This is a genomic window from Coprococcus intestinihominis (assembly GCF_040096555.1).
In the GTDB taxonomy this organism is placed as follows: domain Bacteria; phylum Bacillota; class Clostridia; order Lachnospirales; family Lachnospiraceae; genus Coprococcus_A; species Coprococcus_A intestinihominis.
Map to the genome: position 1 here is coordinate 1 of NZ_JBBMEK010000012.1, position 17467 is coordinate 17467.

A 17467-nucleotide genomic window follows, 5' to 3' on the forward strand; every position below is an offset into this window, starting at 1 on the left:
AATATTTACAGTTGTATTTCTGCTGACGATGAGGAGACAAATAAAGGGGAAAACAAAGTACTTTATAAAGAAAAAAGCGGAACTTCTATGGCTGCGCCTATGGTGGCAGCTTCAGCACTTCTCCTATGGGAGATACAGCCTTCTTTGTCAGCAGGTGAAGTGAAACAGATATTGCTTGAGAATGCTTCTGAAGCCTATGACCCATTAGACAATTCAATCCATCCTATGCTGAATATAGGTAAAGCCGTATTGGCTGTTCAAGGGAAAGCACAGGAAGATGATATTTGGCAGAAATATCTCAAAAACACCTTAATTCCGCAGTATGGCATTATGTCAACGGATTCCTGGAAGCTGGACAATTCACTGCCGACCTGGTCAAAGGGGGATGATTCTCCTGCGGATGGCATTTTAAGTGCGCTGATAGAGGATTTTGACAGAGACGGGGACGATGAACTGCTTGTGGTACGCTTTGAGAAAGAAGATAATAAGAAATTGTATCTGGAAGTATTCGAGAATTATGACGGAGCCGTCGAGCTGGCCACAGGCGCCAAGTTTGATATTGACTGGCTGTGCCGAACCTGTCAGAACAACAGACTTTCTGTTTTTGCAGAGAAGAAGGATGGTATGTGTCGGATTTATCTTTATGCTTTTCAGAGGGGCAATGGCGGCGGAGATGAGTCGCTTGTACAGTTGGAGTATGAGCAGGTGATGATGCCTCAAATTACCCTTGAAAATTACTGGAGCTTCAGGATGGGCAGTGATGGAACCGCTTCTGTGCAGTCAGGTACCTTGAAGCTCAATGAAATAAATCAAGCGGTCGGGTTGTGGGATTATGGTCAGGGCACTGATCAGGCAGAGGCTGATTATGAGGAGACAGCCGGGGCACCGTATGAATCGGACAGTTATCCGGAATCTTTCATAGGGATGCTGGAAGATTTTTATGGGAATCTCGAGGAAACCACCGGACTGGTACATAAGACGGAATTGCCGCAGTATTTGGGGGATGATTCCATTGGAATTTATGTATCTGCTGATGATGTGTATAGCGGGGAAATGCTCTATACAGCTAAGAATCTTTTTGAGGAGGACAGCAATACGATATGGATTGCCTCACTGGATAACCATATGTATCATGATTTGAGCAGCAATACCATAGAAAATACAATGATACCGCAGGATTATACCGGAATTGTTAGATAGCTATAATAATATGTTGAAAGAAATCAGGCAATGCATAGACGTTTTTAGGGGGAAGAAATTCCACGGGCATCCATCTATGCGTATGCTGAATCAGAGCATCATCCCTCATTAATTGTCCGGGAGGGTGAGCTGCAAAGAGCCTGTGAACTGGAAAGAATTGCGCGGCGTGCAATTGATGCCAATCCGAATAGCAGATTTGGGTCTGTGGAAGAAATGTATGACGAGATCGTAAAGGCAGAATGAAAGTGGCAGAGAAAATTCATGCATGGTATCTGATGTATTGTAAAATTGGCGGGTTTTATTTACAAACGATTGCGGCAAGGGTATAATATACAGGAAATCCGGTTATATTTTATAGAAATAGTTGTCGACGGATGTCAGGACAGCTATTTTTATGTGTACAAAAGAGAGGAAATGCGTTATGAATATCAAAAAATTGACATTAACTGCCTTCTTTGCGGCCATTGCTGTTGCAGGAAGTTTATTTTCGTTCCCGGTTCTGGGGTCGAGATGTTCACCGATTCAGCATCTGGTGAATGTCATGTGTGCCATTTTATTAGGCCCATGGTATGGACTGGCGGCAGCCTTTCTGGCAGCATTGATTCGTAATATTCTGGGACTTGGAACACTTCTGGCCTTCCCGGGAAGCATGTGCGGAGCCCTATTATCCGGTCTGCTGTACAAGTGGATGAAAAAGCTGCCGGCAGCTTATATCGGCGAAGTGGTCGGTACAGGTATTATCGGCGGCATGCTGTCTTATCCGATTGCCGCAGTGCTGATGGGCAATCAGACGGCAGCTTTATTCACCTTTGTTGTACCATTTCTGATCAGTACTGTTGGTGGCACGATCATGGCCATCGTGATCACAATGACAATGAAGAAAACAAAGGTGCTGGCAAAGTTTCAGCAGCAGATCAACAGCTAACCGGAAATATTGCCGGTCACAGTTACCGTTGCTGTGCCTGGGGTCAGTGTATAGGCGCCGGTTGTCTGGCTTTGTACATATGTGGCGGCCGGTATATTGATGACACCTGCGTTGGTGGAGAAAACACCGGTTGCCTGATCGTAGCTGTAGTTTGATGTCGGCAGAACTGTTCCATTGTAGGTGACGGAGATATCCGAAAGAATCGGTGTAAATGTGTCTCTAATCTGAACCAGATCATCATCGGTGGTGGCGGTATTGCCATAATTCTGAATACTGAAAGTATAGGTGATGCGGCCGTTTTCGGCAATCTGAGCAGGACAGATACCTTTGACAATGGACAGATTAGGTACAGTGGCTGTTGAAATTGTGTGTGTGGCTGTCAGCGGTGCAGCCAGTTGAGCGCCGGTGACACGGACAGTGTTTATCACGTTGCCCGTTGCAGCAAGGGGTGCATAATCATTGATATCAGCCTGGTAGATAAATGCAGCATTGCCGCCGGACGGAATAGAGACACCGGTTATTGTGATGCCATCTGCGGCGGTGACGGTTGGTGCAGGCTGTAAAGTGCCGTTAATAAGCAGCTGCATGGAATTCGGAATGTAAGTGAGTGGGTACAGGGTGATAGTTTCCGGTGTATCCGTTGTAAAGCTGTAAGCACCGAGATTGTCAGTGACGGTCAAGTCGCTAAAGGCTGTTGTGCCGGAATTGACAATACTGAAGATATAAGTGATACGGTCGCCGGAGGTGTAAGTGTCAGAAAGTGCTGTTTTTGATGCGGCTAACACTTCCAGAATCTGACCGTAAGCGATATTGGAATTGGCTGTGATGCCATTATAGGAAAGCTGTGCCTGATTGGAAAAAGTAGGCATAAATAAGACTCCTTTCAAATGAGTGTACTGGGAAATCATGTTCCCTGATATATCATATGAAAAGGAGTCTTTATTGTTCTTGTCAAATCATTATTCATATACAGCAGAAAGGCTGATACAGAGATTTATTTGAGTGCATCGCCCACAATGGCGTCCTTTCTGCTGAGGATATCATCACTGAGCAGCTCTTCCGTCACTTTCTCAAAACCGATGCGATGGATGGTATCGGAGAGACGTTCACCCTTCTGTCCCTGTTCCGCGAAGAAGAGGATTGTCTTCTCGAGAGTAGCAAGAACTTCTTCCTCTGTGGTAAAAATCTTAGGGATCCGTTTGCCCATAGCCACTTTCTTGCCCCAACGGCCGCCGATGACGATGGAGTAACCGGCGATATAATCTTCGTTCACATGGAATGGACATTTGTGGAGGCAGCGTCCGCAGCGATTGCACTTGTCAGGGTCAATAAATACCTTGCCGTCAACAACCTTTGGCAGACTGATCGGACAGGCAGCTTCAATCTGACATTTCTTACAGCCTTTGCAGAGATCTGTGTTTGGCTGAGGAACACGCTGACCGTAGATACCAAAGTCGTTCAGGGATGGTTTGACACAGTTGTTCGGACATCCGCCCACAGCAATCTTGAATTTGTGCGGAAGTGTTAATCCGCGGTAGCCTTTGTAGAAAAGGTGATGGATTTTCTCAGATAAAGCATATGTATCGATGAGACCGTACTGACAGGTGGTACCTTTACAGGAGACGACAGGACGGATTTTGGCACCTGTACCGCCGGTTTCAAGGCCTTCTTTGGCAAGATAAGCGATAAAATCAGGAATCTTGTCGTATTCGACGCCGATGACTTCCTGTGAGAGACGGGTTGTCATGGTGATCTGGCCGCTGCCGTAAAGGGCTGCAGCATCGGCAATACATCTCGCCTGGGCAGTTGTGATCCGTCCGTTGCCGGTAACGACACGGGCGTTAAATTTGTTCGTGCCTTTATTATTCAAAAAGCCAAGGCCTTTCAGACGTTTAATCTCATCCGCACTGACAGGAGTCTCAGACGGTGCATCGGAAGCAGGTTCACTCTGATGGGATGCAATAAATGCCTCCAGAACATCAGCGGCCTTTTCAACCGTGATCAGGCAGCGGCGGTCATCACCCTCCGGATAACGATAGCGCGCCTTCAATTCCTCACAGTTGTCACTGCCGAGGGAAGCCTTGAAAGTGTCAACATATTCTGCACAGAGTTCCTTGAAGCCTTCTGTTTCATGGGCCTTGTCACCGCAGAAAAGCAGGCTGAGCACAGACATGGCAGCTGAAAGCGCACCGCACGTATTGCCGCAGCCCATACCGGCGCCGAATCCGGAAGCCAGCTTTAATGCGCGTTCATCAAGACCGAGATCATAGGCCTTGTTGGCAGCGCGCAGGATGCATTCCCCGCAGTTATAATTCTGATTCATATAAAAATCATTTGCAATTTTACGTAACATATAATACCTCCTCGAGTGTTCGCATAATTTAATTATACTATAGACATTTCATAATGTCTTTAATTGTTTTGCAATTAATAAGACTTCGTGCTACTATTAAATTTATAAGGGGCAATGAAGAATGCCAGTTATGGTATGATTAAATGTAACTGTTCAGAGCCAAGCAAAATTTCAAAAAACAGGTATAAAATGCTTGCATTTTTAAGACTGTTTTTGAAATTTTATTTGGCGGATACGCCACACCGACGAAATGCGTAGCATTTTGGAGGTTAGCTCTGAACAGTTACGATTAAATAATATAAAAGGATCCGGAGGGAATATGCGATGAGAAGAGCTGACAGAGAAGTAACAGATGTGGATGGGATGATCGATATTATCGACCACTGCAAAGTGTGTCATATTGCGTTGATGGACGGCGAGTGGCCGTATATTGTGGCTATGAATTTTGCGTACAGATATGAAAATGATCAGTTAGTGATTTATCTTCACAGTGCCAAAGAAGGAAAGAAACTGGATCTGCTTCGGAAGGACGATCATGTTTGCTTTGAAATGGATTATGATCATGAAATGATCCCGGCAAAGTATGCCTGTGCTTACAATTTCCGATATGCAAGTGTTGTGGGCCGGGGACATTGTGAGATTATTACGGATGTGGATGAGAAGATTAAAGCCCTGGAACTGCTGATGAAGCACCAGACAGGGGAAGATTTTGTGATGGAAGCGAAGCATACACTGGCGGTTGAAATTCTGAAGATCACTGTTGAAGAATTTACCGGCAAGAGACGTTTTAAGAAATAGATATAGATGATAAAGGACGGATATAAGATGGCGACAACAATTCATAAAATGTCCTGCCCGTATGACTGCCCTTCCACCTGTGGACTTGAGGCAGAGATTGAAGACGGCAGATTGATCAAGGTGAAGAATGATAAGACACATCCGGTGTCAAAGAACGGCATTTGCCGCAAGATGCAGCACTATGAGCAGGATATTTATTCAGCAGACAGGCTGAGGACACCTCTGCGTCGTGTGGGCAGAAAGGGTGAAGCAAAGTTTGAGCCCATTAGCTGGGACGAGGCAGTAAGGGAGATTACAGATCAGTTTAAAGCAATCATAGAGAAATGGGGGGCCGAGGCGATTTTACCCTGTGTCTATTCCGGCGTCATGAGCGATATTCAGCGTAACTGCGGAGATGCTTTTTTTAACCGCATGGGTGCGTCGGAACTTGTTAAAACACTGTGTTCATCGGCAAAAGGTGCCGGCTATGATGCGGTTGTGGGCAAAACCGGATGTCTTGAGCCGACAGAGTTAAACGACAGTGATCTGTATCTGATCTGGAGCTGTAATATGGCAGCCACAAGACTTCAGACTCTGGCGGATCTGCAGAAACCGGCCAACAGACATAAGAAGAAAATATTGATCGATGTGTATCCGAACCCGACGGCAGCGTACTGTGACCAGGTGATCACCATCAAGGCGGGAACAGACGGGGCACTGGCTTTATCCATGATGCATGTGCTTAAGAATGAACATTTGGTGGATAAATCTTTTGTGGAGAAGTATACCAGTGGATATCCGGCATTTGCAGAGACATTGGATGTCTATACCCCGGAATGGGCTGAGAGTGAAACCGGTATTCCGGCAGAAGTGATCCGGCAGCTGGCCAGAGAATTTGGTCAGGCCAAGGCACCGGCCATTATACTGGGCAGCGGCAATTCCCGCCACGGCAATGGCGGTATGACGGTGCGTCTGATTACGATTTTATCCGCGCTGACCGGGGCATGGCAGCATCCTGGCGGCGGATTATGTGGCTGTACGCCGATTGATACGGATTATGTGAATAAATCGCTGATCACCCGTCCGGATTTCCGAAAGAAGCCGGCAAGAAAGATCAATATCAATCAGATCGGGCAGGCCCTTGCCATGGAAGGCAAAGAGGCAGTTCGGGGATTTTATGTGTATGGATGCAATCCGGCCAATACAGTCAGTGATCAGCAGCTGATTATCCGGGGACTTGAACGGGAAGATTTATTTACCGTTGTGCATGAACGCTTTATGACAGATACTGCCAGATATGCGGATATTGTACTGCCGGCCACATTTTCTGTGGAACAGACGGATATTTATCGGGCTTATGGGTATTGTACCCTGAGTACAGGCCGTAAACTGGTGGATGCACCGGGAGAATGCAGGAGCAACTGGGATACATTCTGCCTTCTGGCAAAAGGCATGGGGTATGCGGATGATTATTTTGACCGGTCAGAGAATGAGATGCTGGATATTTTGCTGAGTCATCCGACCAGGGCGATTGCAGAGACTTCCGATGAGGCGAAGGAAACGCTCCGACAGGGTGGTTCTATTGCGTTGCCATTTTCAGATCATCTGGCCTTTGGCACTGAAACCGGCAAAATGCTGATCGTCAATGAGAAACTGGCAGAACCGATGCCGCATTATACGGCAGGTTACAGCGGAAAATGTCAGGACTATCCGCTGCATCTGGTGGCCGCCCCAAGTGTGTGGAGTCTTAACTCTACATTCCTTGACAGAGAGCATCTGATGGCATCCCGCAAGGAAATGACGCTGTGGCTGAATCCGGAGGATGCTGGTACACGGCAGATCACAGACGGTATGCCGGTGATGGCCTTTAATGAGCTGGGTGAAGTGCAGTTTACAGCCCGGGTAGATGACCGGGTGGCCGCGGGCAATGCGGTATCTGAAGGGATTTTTGCCGGCCATCAGACGCAGAACGGCAGCGGGTTTAATACACTGACCCATGGCAGACTGTCAGATATCGGTGCGGCAACAACCATGAATGATAATCGCGTAGATGTACGTCCGTTACAGCGCGTTTAAAGAAATTAAGCTTCAAAAGAGAAAACAGTCTGATCAGACAGAAAGAAAAAGAAAAGCTCCGAAGACAGGTGTTGGATGACTGCGCACCTGAGTTTCGGAGCTTTTTTTACAGCACGGCAGGATTTGGAATGATCAGGATGAGATTAGATTATCCCTGTGTCAGAATATTCTTTACATGCTGGATTTCCTGAGTGCTGGCCTTTTCAGCCGGCACATAATACTGATGGGCTCTTGCCAGCTGATAGATTTCCTCCTGGGAAGTCTCGCAGGCATTTCTAAGCTGTTTTAATGTCTGTTTCAGCTGTTTGTTTTCTGTTTGCGGAATCATTTCACCAAATCGTGTTAATTCGCCATTGATGCCGGCCAGTGTGTCGGCAACCATTGTTTTTTCATCGATCATTTTCAAAAACCTCCTTTAATGGAAAAACTGCATGAGCTGCTGTTTGTTCTGCATGGCCGACTGGGCAGATTTCTGGAAAAACTGTTTGATCTGAGGATCGGAAGCGCCGGAAGCATATTCCATCATTTTCTTGTGAGAGGTTTCGTAGCCGCCGATGAGATGGCGGAGATTCTGCAAATCCAATACTGATAATTCGTCCATAGTGTGACCTCCTGTGAAAAATTACATGTAATGAAAATATCACACGAAACATTACAGATTGAATGTTTCAAAGGCATTATTTGCCATGCTGTGAAGGAATCATTACAATGTTTACGTATCTATTGTGCGCAGTGGCCGTTTCGTTATGTACGGAAAAATTTTCAAATTCAGATCAGTCCCATGCTTTTTAAAAGGAAGATCCAGAAAGTCAGTGTGACGGAGGACAGCAGAGTTGCCATGACAATGATACTGGAGGACAAAACACCGTCATTGCCCATGTTTTTGGCCATGATGTAACAGGTAACCGTTGTCGGAGAACCAACCATAATGAGGATGGCCACCAGAGCACTTTCGCGGAAGCCCATGGCAATGGCAAATGGAAAATAGATGGCCGGTAGGGCCACCAGTTTGATAAAGGTGGCGATCATGGTCGGTTTCAGTTTCTTGATGGCTTTGCGGCCTTCAAAACCGGCACCTACAGCAAGCAGTGCCATCGGCGTGGCTGTCTGGGCAACATTTGTCACTGTTTTTAATACCAGAGGCGGCAGCTCGATATTCAGCAGAGAAAAAGGCACACCTGCGGCGATGCCGAGAATGATCGGATTGGTCAGGATATTTTTGAAGGCGCGTTTGATGGTGGCCGCTTTGTCTGAGTGATCCTGATTGTTGGCGCAAAACGTCAGAATGATGACGGAATAAATATTGTACAGAGGTACGGCAGAAACGATCATCAGCGGTGTCATACCGGAATTGCCATAGATATTCTGGACAAAGGCAATGCCGAGAACGGCGGCGCTGCCCCGGGCGGAGGCCTGGGTGAAAGCGCCCACCATAGACTTGTCCTTCATAAAGATGCTTGTCAATGCCCAGATGCCCATAAACATGATGGTGGTGCCAACCATACAGAAAATGACAAATTTCGGGTCGAAAGCATCTTTGATCGGTGTGGTGGCAATGTCTTTGAACAATAGGACGGGCAATGATACTTTGAAGACAAACTTGTTGATGATATCAACAAAATTCTCGTTGAACATCTTTTTCTGCATTAAAAACCAGCCAAGAACAATAACCAGAAAGACCGGCAGTGTTGCATTCAGGCTGAACATAAAATTACTCATTGGTTAAAACCTCTTTTTCTTTGAAATATATCTCCTGATGTTTAGAGTAACATTCACGCTGTCTGATGTCAATGCACACAGAAAGTATCTGATGCATATGCTGATATATGAATTTGGAATGGTGGGTATAACAGATGGCCATAAAGATATTTATTGATCAGGGACATAATCCTTCGGGCCCGAATACCGGCGCGGAGGGCTTTGGACTGAAAGAGCAGGATATAACTTATCAGGTAGGAAAAGATTTGGCAGCGCTTTTGCGGGCGGATGAACGTTTTGAAGTCCGCCTGTCACGGAATACCCCGGAAGAACGTCTGGGGACCAGCAATGCGACAAGTCTGGCGGCAAGGGTGCGAGCGGCAAATGCATGGCCGGCAGATTATTTTGTCAGTATTCATGCTAATGCCAATACAGATCCTGCTATTAATGGGACAGAGGTCTATGTCTACCGCAAATATACTCAGTCCTATTATCTGGCACAGCACATATTAAATGCCGTTGTTAATATTGTGGGAACCAAAGATAATGGCGTTCGGGCAAATCCGTCGCTGTATGTGCTCAGAAGAACCAACATGCCGGCGGTTCTGGTGGAATTGGCTTATCTGACCAATGCAGGGGATGCGGGGAAGCTTGAGACCATGCAGTCGGAATTCGCAAGAGGTATTTATGAAGGGATGCTCAGCTATTTTGGCATGGACCAGTAATTGGAGCATAAAAATAGGAAAAATAAAAATATGGCAGTGAAAAAAGTCGATACAGATGTAAACATGATATAATGAGCGTTAGTGAGAGGGAGCAAGCAATGCTTGTTCATCGTGAACGGCGAATGGCGATCATGATATAATAGGAAACAAATGATAAGGCATTGAAGGAGGAATATCATGCGGTATAAGAAGTTTGGCAAAACAGGACTGGAAGTTTCCGAGATTTGTCTTGGAACATGGGGCATCGGTGGCGCCGGTTGGGATGCACACTCAGATGAGGAGAGAATGGATGCAATCAAAGCGGCTCTTGATTGCGGCATTAATTTTATTGATACAGCACCGGCGTATAATGCAGGAAGAGCAGAGCAATATATCGGCGAGACACTGCATTGTCTGGGGGCCCGGAAACATGTTATTCTAACGACAAAGTGCGGCAATAAATATGTGGACGGTCAATATATCCGCTGCGGCTCGGAAGCATTGATTCGCAGACAGTGTGAGGAGTCTCTCAGAAATCTTCAGACGGATTATATTGATCTGTATCTGGTGCACTGGCCGGATCCGAATGTATCGATGGAGGAAACCATTGGTGCGGTGGCTCAGTTGAAAAAGGAAGGCAAGATCCTGCATGCTGGTGTTTCCAACTTTACAAAAGAACAGATAGAAGAGGCGGGAAAGTATTGTGAAATCGAGGCCTATCAGCCGCAGTACTCCATGCTGGACGGGGATAATGAGGCAGTCATCCGGTGGGCTGCGGCGCAAGATATGGGAATTATGAGTTACGGGACCCTTGGCGGAGGTATTTTGACAGGAACATACAGGGAAGTGCGAACATTTGGCGAGACGGATAATAGAAATCGCTTTTATCCATATTTCAGAGAGCCACTTTTTTCAAAGGTCATGGAACTGTTGGAAGTGATGGATGCCATAGCGTCGGAAAGAGGCGTTCCGTTGGCTCAGATTGCTGTGAACTGGACATTGCAGCAGCCTTTTATCACGTCGTGTATTGCGGGGGCTCAGAGCCGGAAGAAGGTGGAGGAAAACTGTGCAGGACTTGAATGGCAGCTGACAGAGGATGAAATGCACAGACTGGATCAGGCAATACAACGATATCAATTTCCTGTCCAATGCGGTGAAGTTTACCAAAGAAGGTGAGATTATTGTGGAGAGCGTTCCGGATAAGGGCTCTGATTTTTCGGTATTTCTTCGTTTGCCGGAGGCATCCATGGAAGAACATGCGGATGTGCAGACACAGACAGCCGTGAAGACTGAAGAGGCAGATTATGAAGATGCTTTCCGAGGTCGCCGCATTCTGTTAGCGGAAGATATTTTTGCGGATCATGATGAAGGTTATTATGATTTTATATTAATGGATGTACAGATGCCGGCACCTTTGGCGGTGATGATTCAGAAATAAGAAAAGCCGGAGACAGGTTTTCATCCAATAAAAAGGCTGTGAAAGATGAATCGTTTCTGATTCATTCTTCACAGCCTTTTTGGCGACTAGTTTTAAAGGCAATTTGCCTTTTTAGTGTGAGTTTTCTTTGCTCGATGAGGTATCAGAGGCATCAGAAGCTGCTTTTGGGTCATTGGCTTTTGAGGCATCAAAGTCTTTTGGTATGAAGACATTATCAGGATTGATCTCCGGAATGATGACATTAGACAAATCAGTCTTCAGGTGCTTTTTATAGAGCATATAATCAAAGATATGATTCATCAGATAAACAAGTACGGCGATAATCGGAACACCCAGGAACATGCCCACAACGCCGCATGTAGCGCCGCCTACTGTGATGGCAAAAATAATCCAGATTGGGGAAAGTCCTGTGGAATCTCCGAGAATCTTCGGACCGAGGATGGTTCCGTCAAACTGCTGCAGCAGCAAAATAAGAATCAGGAAAATTAAAGCCTGTTTCGGAGAGATGATCAATAAAATGATCAGTCCCGGAATAGCCCCGATAAATGGACCGAAGTACGGGATCATATTGGTAATGCCGACGATGATACTGATAAGCAGTGCGTACTGCAGATGCAGAATGCACATGAGTACAAAGCAGATAATGCCGATGATCAGCGAATCCAGCGCTTTGCCGATGATATACTGACCGAAGATGTGGTTGCATTCTTTAATTGTGAAAATGACCTTATAGGCGGTCTCCTGGTCAAATAATGCATAGATAATACGTTTCATACCGTGGATGATCCGATGCTTGCTGGACATCAGATAACACGAAATAACAAAGGCCAGAATGATATTGATAATCCAGCTGATAATGGACATACCGGCATTGTAGATCATCGGTACGATGTCGGTCATCACTGCCTGAACCGAATTGATAGCATTCGGCAGCGCATTGTTGATGGTGTCGATGATATAAGCAAAATCAATATTCGGGTAACGTTCATTCAACAGATTCAGATTCGTCATGATCGTGTCATACAAAGAGGATGACTGACGAATCAGTTCCAGAATACTTTCAACAATCTGTGGAATAACAAATGTCAGCACAAGGGCAATAAAGCCGATGACAATGACATAGGCCAGCAGCAGAGAAAGAAACTTGTGCAGCTTTGCAAACTTCTGAGAGGCTGTCCGGCTGAAAAGGATGTGGTCAATCCTGTTTACCAACGGGTTGATAAAGTAAGCAATCAGAAATGCAATCAAAAATGGTGACAATGTCGATAAAATCGAAGATGTATAGATCTGCATATCTCTCCAGTTGTTGATAAACTTGAAAATGATCAGGCAGATTGTAAAAGTTGCAACTACATAAGTACATATGGAAAAGTATTTGTTGTTGGATTCAAACTTCTTTTTCTTTCCGGAACTTTTCTCGGAATTAGGAGCGGGCTGCCGTGTGTGTTCTGGTAACGCCATAATGTGTGTTTCGCCTCCGGTAAAATAAATATAGGGACAGAACCAGGCATCTGTTGGGATGCTTTGGTAATCAAAAGATACTGTTTCTATTATATGCGCTTTGATATGCTAAATACAAGATGAAAAATAAATTTTTGCCAAAAACAGACAACTAATAGATGATGAAAGCAATGATAGAGGACGGGCTACGGTCAGAAAAGGGTGCTGTGCCAACAGGAAAAAGGAAACTCTGAAAAAAATTTGAAAAAAACAAAAAAACTTTAAAAAAGTTGTTGACAAAAAGAGATTTCTGCGGTAAGATTAATAGCGTCGCTGAGGTAATCACTTCGGATGACGGGTAAGCGCTTTTAGCTCAGTTGGTAGAGCACCTGACTCTTAATCAGGGTGTCCAGGGTTCGAGCCCCTGAAGGCGCATCAAAAGCACTGTTTTTGCAGACATAGGAGCTGCGGGGGCGGTGCTTTTTTCGTGTTTGGAAACGATTGAGCAGATTTTGTTACAAATCTTTCAGAATGTCCACTTTATAGACAATCCTGGCAAAAGTTTGTCGGAATAATATGATGCATAAGACATGGTGAAACCTTGATTTTACCGTGTATTATCTGCTTTATGTAACTTTTTTCAAAATAATAAACCAGGAATAAATTGTATAAATATCAGTACATTGTTAATTGCGGTGTCAACAATAGACACATTGAAGGCTGTGTCTGATTTGGCCAAATTAGGTGTTCCATCCTTCTTGAATCGTGCTATAATGATTGTACAGAAAAAAATACATAAGTAACGGCCATTACTTCTATGCAATATCTACTGAATAAAAATAAATTGTAGTAAAAGCGGAGGTAAGATTATGATTAAAGTGAATTTACAGAATACAGCAGTTCAGAACATGTTAACAGGACAGAACACATTAGACAGTGTATTTATCGATGGCAATTCAATCTTATTTATCGAGAAGCCAGAGTATCTGAAACAGCTTTACAGAGATGAGATCAAAGCCAGAGCAATCAAAGTCAACCTGAAGGTGGCAAGGGAAGAAATCCACAAGAGGACTCAGGATGACAGATACAACAATCTGGATGATATGGAGACCTTGAAGAAGTTCAGAGCACAGACCGATGAGCTGAGAGAGACAGAGAAAGAATACAGACGAATGCTCGGTGAGTGCGAGAATGTGAAGATGATTCCTGTTTACAGCGGCACGAAGCTGGATGTTACAACCGGTGATAGTGTTGAAGTGAAACAGGCTGAGTTTGAAGATTATATTGAAACTGAGGGCAACAAGGCGAGAATGGTACTGGATATCCTGGCGCTGGATGCTGACAGACTTGAGAGAGACTGTCAGTGGCTTCAGACAAAGGGATGCGGCATCAACATCATGACAACACCGGGGGTTCCGCTGGCAGTTGAAGGCGGTACACTGGAAGAGGCCATTGCGGCATTGATTGAGGAAAAGGCAGCATAAATAATATGTTTGCAAAACAACCTGAATAGTTACCTGAATTTCATATTAGAATCCATAAACATTGGGCGTAATGAAGATATAACAGAGGTGTCTGTGATTGGCAGAAAAAGTCAGTCACAGGCATCTTTTTTGCTGTCTGGATGGCCTGGAGCATTACTGGAATGGCCTGCAGCCTCAGCAGAGCCATTGACTTTACTCAGTGAACATGCTACCATATGAAAAGTATTTTTACTTTTAATATCAAAGGAGTTTGTATGGATTACGTTAAAAAATATGGCGAATTGATCAAGGATAAAGCAGGTGTAAAGCCTGAACGTGCGCGCTCCATGATTCGTCTGGGACTGCGTGCGGAGAATGCAAGAACAAAACTGCTTCCGAATAAAGAGATGCCGAAGGCTTTTCGTATGCTGACCCATCTGGCGATGGAAAGTGTGTTAAAGGCTCTGGATCATCCGGAGAAATCCTGTTGGACGAATATTTTTGCCCCGGTGGAGATTATGCAGTGCTTTGGTCTGCAGTGTGTGTCCATGGAGTGTCTGTCATCATTTATGTCCGGTTTTAAAATAGAAGATTATCTCATTGATTATGCACAGAATGAGGGCATTGCTTCAACACTTTGTTCCTATCACAAGAATTTTATCGGTGGTGTGGATTCCGGTGTCTTGCCGAAAGCAGCCATGTCAGTGACTACATCCATGATCTGTGATGGCAATATCAACACATTTCGGCATATGGAGCAGAAACATCAGGTGGGTAGTTATGTGCTGGATATTCCGAATACTTACTCGCCGGAAGCAGAGCGTTATGTGGTGGGACAGCTTCAGGAGCTGATCGAATTGCTGGAGACAAAAACCGGGCAGAAGCTGGATATGAATGATCTGAAGGCGGCAATCCAACGTGAAAATGAATCAAAAGAATATTACAAAGCCTTTTTGAAAGAACAGAAGCACAGATATTATCCAAATACCATGACATTGGATCTGTATATGCTGTTTGCCTCACATTTGAATATCGGTACCCGGGAAACTCTTGATTTCTTTAAATGTCTGGCAGAAGATGTCAAAACTTATCCGGAATTTAATGGAAAGGGCATTTTGTGGGTACATCTGATGCCTTACTATCAGGAAACTTTACAGCAATATATGAATTATCAGGAGAAATACTACATTCAGGCCTGTGATCTGAATCTGGATTACATGGAACCGTTGGATGCAGCACATCCTCTGGAAGCACTGGCAAAAAAGATGATTTTGAATATTTATAATGGACCGTATGAGAGAAAGGTTGAGATGATACGTCATCTTGTCAAAGAATTTCAGTCGGATGCGGTGATTCATTTCTGCCACTGGGGCTGCAAGCAGTCCTCCGGCGGCGTGATGCTTTTAAAAGAAGCCATGCGTGAGGAAAATGTACCGATGCTGATTCTTGACGGAGATGCCCTGGATCGAAGAAACAGTCATGACGGACAGATCAAGACGCGTCTGCAGGCATTTCTGGAGCTGATTGACAATATTGAGGAGGACAAGGACTGATGATTGGATATGTATGTAAATATACACCGGTGGAAGTTTTTGAGGCCATGGGTGTCGAAATCGGACGAATTCAGCCGGAAGTGACCAATTTCAACCAGGCAGATACATTGATGCATCCGAATATCTGCTCATTTACCAAGTCAGTGCTGGAGGATGTGCTGGCCGGGGATTATGAAGGGGTTGTACTTACTACATGCTGTGACAGCATCCGACGTCTGTACGATGTGCTGAAACAGCAGTGTCCGGGTAAATTCCTGTATCTGTTGGACGTGCCGAGAAAAATAAATGATTTTTCCACGGATATGTATCGCAAAAATATTCTGGATATGGTGCATGCCTATGAAGCATTTTCAGGGAAAATTTTTGATGAGATTGTATTAAAACAGCTGCTGGAACGCCGTGAAGCGGGGCAGAATCTTCGAACCGCACCGAAAAATAAGGCTTCCGTGCATATCGGTCTGATGGGTGCCAGATGCAGCAAGGGCATTATTGATTTGTTGGAAAACAGAGGCGTGGATATTTTATTTGATATGACCTGTACAGGTCTTAAGCGGGAATTTCATGTAGAACCGGACAATCTGCTGCAGGCTTATGCATGGCAGCTGCTGAATCAGGTACCTTGTCTTCGTATGGTAAAGGCGGTCAACAGAGAGAATTATATGGAAGGTTTCAGGGATCGGTTAGACGGTATTCTTTATCATACAGTGCAGTTTTGTGATAACTATGCCTATGAGTACACAGATTTGAAGCATCGTTTGGATATCCCGATGCTGATGGTGGAGACAGATGCCACCAAGCAGTGTGAGGGTCAGATTCGAACGAGAGTGGAGGCCTTTATTGAATCTCTGAAAATTGCGAAGGGTGCCTCAATTGGCAAAAAGAGTCTGAAAAAAGCGGAGGATGGAAAAATGTATGTACTTGGTATTGACAGCGGTTCGACATCAACTAATGCTGTTATCTTAAATGAGAATAAAGAAATCGTGGCTTTTGATGTTGTCCGTACTGGGGCGAAAAGCGGCGAGAGTGCGGAGAGAATTTTGTCGGAAATTCTTGAAAGAGCCGGATTAAAGCGGGAAGATATTTCTCTGATTGTGTCCACAGGTTATGGCCGTGTCAGTATTCCTTTTGCAGATGAAAATGTGACAGAAATCAGTTGTCACGGACGGGGCGCACATTATTTTAATCCGGATGTGCGGACGATTCTCGACATCGGCGGCCAGGACAGCAAGGCCATTCGGTTGAATGAAAACGGCGAAGTGGTGGATTTTGTTATGAATGATAAATGCGCTGCCGGCACAGGCCGTTTCCTTGAAATGATGGCAAGAACACTGGAAATGGATATCAGTGAAATGGGGCCGGAATCCCTGAAATGGAAGGAAGACATTGATATCAGCAGCATGTGTTCTGTTTTTGCGGAATCGGAAGTTATTTCTCTGATTGCTTTAAATAAAGAAAAAGCGGATATCGCTCATGGTCTGCATAAAGCCATCGCCAATAAATCCTATTCTTTGTTGAAACGTGTCGGATTAAATGAGACATTTATGATGACGGGCGGTGTTGCTAAAAATCCTGGTGTTGTCAAAGCGGTGGAGGAAAAGCTTGGCAGTAAACTTTTTATCTGTAAGGAACCGGAGATTGTGGGCGCCCTGGGTGCAGCACTTTTTGGATTAGATAAGTAATGGTAAAAATCGCAGCGATATTTGAGAAGATCGAATACGCAGTGAGAAAATGACCGGCGGTGTTTGAGATGCCTGAATATGCAGTGCAAATGGTTGCAGTGCATTTGGGAGCTTGATATAATGAATGGACAGTCAGTGACTAATAATAGAATATGTGGGGG

At 44.9% G+C, this 17467-nt stretch carries 16 protein-coding genes and 1 tRNA gene; 11 read left to right on the forward strand and 6 right to left on the reverse strand.

Going from position 1 to position 17467, the window contains the following annotated elements:
• Both WMO25_RS01815 and thiW read left to right on the forward strand, forming a co-directional pair.
• The coding region (locus WMO25_RS01815; protein ID WP_349083753.1) for a S8 family serine peptidase at positions 1-1200 on the forward strand (1200 nt) is incomplete at its 5' end.
• Between the two features lie 421 nt (positions 1201-1621).
• Positions 1622-2125, forward strand: a complete 504-nt coding sequence (gene thiW, locus WMO25_RS01820) for an energy coupling factor transporter S component ThiW (protein WP_227083416.1) — start codon at positions 1622-1624, stop codon at positions 2123-2125.
• Here the strand turns inward: thiW and WMO25_RS01825 are convergent.
• On the reverse strand, positions 2122-2994 hold the full coding sequence (locus WMO25_RS01825; RefSeq protein ID WP_349083755.1) for a hypothetical protein: 873 nt from the start codon (positions 2992-2994) through the stop codon (positions 2122-2124). The genes thiW and WMO25_RS01825 overlap by 4 nt on opposite strands.
• Positions 2995-3119: 125 nt before the next feature.
• Positions 3120-4478 (reverse strand): C-GCAxxG-C-C family (seleno)protein, encoded by a 1359-nt coding sequence (locus WMO25_RS01830; protein ID WP_349083757.1) that lies wholly within the window; start codon positions 4476-4478, stop codon positions 3120-3122.
• A 324-nt stretch (positions 4479-4802) separates the two neighbouring features.
• On the opposite strand from WMO25_RS01830, the gene WMO25_RS01835 reads away from it, so the two are divergent.
• Positions 4803-5276 carry a pyridoxamine 5'-phosphate oxidase family protein gene (locus WMO25_RS01835; protein WP_215689087.1) on the forward strand — a complete coding sequence of 158 codons (474 nt, stop codon included), beginning with the start codon at positions 4803-4805 and terminating at the stop codon, positions 5274-5276.
• Between the two features lie 27 nt (positions 5277-5303).
• On the forward strand, positions 5304-7331 hold the full coding sequence (locus tag WMO25_RS01840) for a molybdopterin-containing oxidoreductase family protein (protein ID WP_208728524.1): 2028 nt from the start codon (positions 5304-5306) through the stop codon (positions 7329-7331).
• A gap of 148 nt (positions 7332-7479) precedes the next feature.
• On the opposite strand, the gene WMO25_RS01845 is transcribed toward WMO25_RS01840, so the two are convergent.
• From WMO25_RS01845 to WMO25_RS01855, 3 genes are all read right to left on the reverse strand, one after another.
• Positions 7480-7728 carry a spore coat protein gene (locus tag WMO25_RS01845; RefSeq protein ID WP_117539378.1) on the reverse strand — a complete coding sequence of 83 codons (249 nt, stop codon included), beginning with the start codon at positions 7726-7728 and terminating at the stop codon, positions 7480-7482.
• Positions 7729-7746: 18 nt separating this feature from the next.
• Positions 7747-7932, reverse strand: a complete 186-nt coding sequence (locus WMO25_RS01850; protein WP_015513177.1) for a hypothetical protein — start codon at positions 7930-7932, stop codon at positions 7747-7749.
• A gap of 167 nt (positions 7933-8099) precedes the next feature.
• Positions 8100-9050, reverse strand: coding sequence for an AEC family transporter (locus WMO25_RS01855; protein WP_349083760.1), 951 nt, complete (start codon positions 9048-9050; stop codon positions 8100-8102).
• A 134-nt stretch (positions 9051-9184) separates the two neighbouring features.
• On the opposite strand from WMO25_RS01855, the gene WMO25_RS01860 reads away from it, so the two are divergent.
• The 3 genes from WMO25_RS01860 (at position 9185) to WMO25_RS01870 (ending at position 11171) form a co-directional block, all read left to right on the forward strand.
• On the forward strand, positions 9185-9754 hold the full coding sequence (locus WMO25_RS01860; protein ID WP_250799663.1) for an N-acetylmuramoyl-L-alanine amidase family protein: 570 nt from the start codon (positions 9185-9187) through the stop codon (positions 9752-9754).
• Positions 9755-9931: 177 nt separating this feature from the next.
• Complete coding sequence (locus WMO25_RS01865) at positions 9932-10909, forward strand: aldo/keto reductase (protein WP_349083762.1); 978 nt, start codon at positions 9932-9934, stop codon at positions 10907-10909.
• Complete coding sequence (locus tag WMO25_RS01870; RefSeq protein WP_349083763.1) at positions 10887-11171, forward strand: hypothetical protein; 285 nt, start codon at positions 10887-10889, stop codon at positions 11169-11171. Before WMO25_RS01865 ends, WMO25_RS01870 begins: the two co-directional genes overlap by 23 nt.
• Before the next feature lie 111 nt (positions 11172-11282).
• Here the strand turns inward: WMO25_RS01870 and WMO25_RS01875 are convergent, their stop codons facing one another.
• On the reverse strand, positions 11283-12632 hold the full coding sequence (locus WMO25_RS01875) for an AI-2E family transporter (RefSeq protein WP_349083764.1): 1350 nt from the start codon (positions 12630-12632) through the stop codon (positions 11283-11285).
• 341 nt (positions 12633-12973) lie between these two features.
• On the opposite strand from WMO25_RS01875, the gene WMO25_RS01880 reads away from it, so the two are divergent.
• The 4 genes from WMO25_RS01880 (at position 12974) to WMO25_RS01895 (ending at position 17306) form a co-directional block, all read left to right on the forward strand.
• Positions 12974-13046: transfer RNA gene (locus WMO25_RS01880), tRNA-Lys, on the forward strand.
• A 434-nt stretch (positions 13047-13480) separates the two neighbouring features.
• Positions 13481-14095, forward strand: coding sequence for a hypothetical protein (locus tag WMO25_RS01885; RefSeq protein WP_270258552.1), 615 nt, complete (start codon positions 13481-13483; stop codon positions 14093-14095).
• Positions 14096-14349: 254 nt separating this feature from the next.
• Positions 14350-15627, forward strand: coding sequence for a 2-hydroxyacyl-CoA dehydratase subunit D (locus WMO25_RS01890; protein ID WP_349083766.1), 1278 nt, complete (start codon positions 14350-14352; stop codon positions 15625-15627).
• Positions 15627-17306: an acyl-CoA dehydratase activase gene (locus WMO25_RS01895; RefSeq protein WP_349083767.1), complete on the forward strand. Its 1680-nt coding sequence runs from the start codon at positions 15627-15629 to the stop codon at positions 17304-17306. The genes WMO25_RS01890 and WMO25_RS01895 overlap by 1 nt, the downstream gene beginning before the upstream one ends.
• Positions 17307-17467: the final 161 nt, after the last annotated feature.

Coding starts and splice junctions, on each gene's coding strand:
- WMO25_RS01835 (WP_215689087.1), top strand. CDS start 4,803: ATGAGAAGAGCTGACAGAGAAGTAACAGATGTGGATGGGATGATCGAT.
- WMO25_RS01865 (WP_349083762.1), top strand. CDS start 9,932: ATGCGGTATAAGAAGTTTGGCAAAACAGGACTGGAAGTTTCCGAGATT.
- WMO25_RS01890 (WP_349083766.1), top strand. CDS start 14,350: ATGGATTACGTTAAAAAATATGGCGAATTGATCAAGGATAAAGCAGGT.
- WMO25_RS01875 (WP_349083764.1), bottom strand. CDS start 12,632: ATGGCGTTACCAGAACACACACGGCAGCCCGCTCCTAATTCCGAGAAA.
- WMO25_RS01840 (WP_208728524.1), top strand. CDS start 5,304: ATGGCGACAACAATTCATAAAATGTCCTGCCCGTATGACTGCCCTTCC.
- thiW (WP_227083416.1), top strand. CDS start 1,622: ATGAATATCAAAAAATTGACATTAACTGCCTTCTTTGCGGCCATTGCT.
- WMO25_RS01855 (WP_349083760.1), bottom strand. CDS start 9,050: ATGAGTAATTTTATGTTCAGCCTGAATGCAACACTGCCGGTCTTTCTG.
- WMO25_RS01850 (WP_015513177.1), bottom strand. CDS start 7,932: ATGGACGAATTATCAGTATTGGATTTGCAGAATCTCCGCCATCTCATC.
- WMO25_RS01895 (WP_349083767.1), top strand. CDS start 15,627: ATGATTGGATATGTATGTAAATATACACCGGTGGAAGTTTTTGAGGCC.
- WMO25_RS01860 (WP_250799663.1), top strand. CDS start 9,185: ATGGCCATAAAGATATTTATTGATCAGGGACATAATCCTTCGGGCCCG.
- WMO25_RS01830 (WP_349083757.1), bottom strand. CDS start 4,478: ATGTTACGTAAAATTGCAAATGATTTTTATATGAATCAGAATTATAAC.
- WMO25_RS01885 (WP_270258552.1), top strand. CDS start 13,481: ATGATTAAAGTGAATTTACAGAATACAGCAGTTCAGAACATGTTAACA.
- WMO25_RS01825 (WP_349083755.1), bottom strand. CDS start 2,994: ATGCCTACTTTTTCCAATCAGGCACAGCTTTCCTATAATGGCATCACA.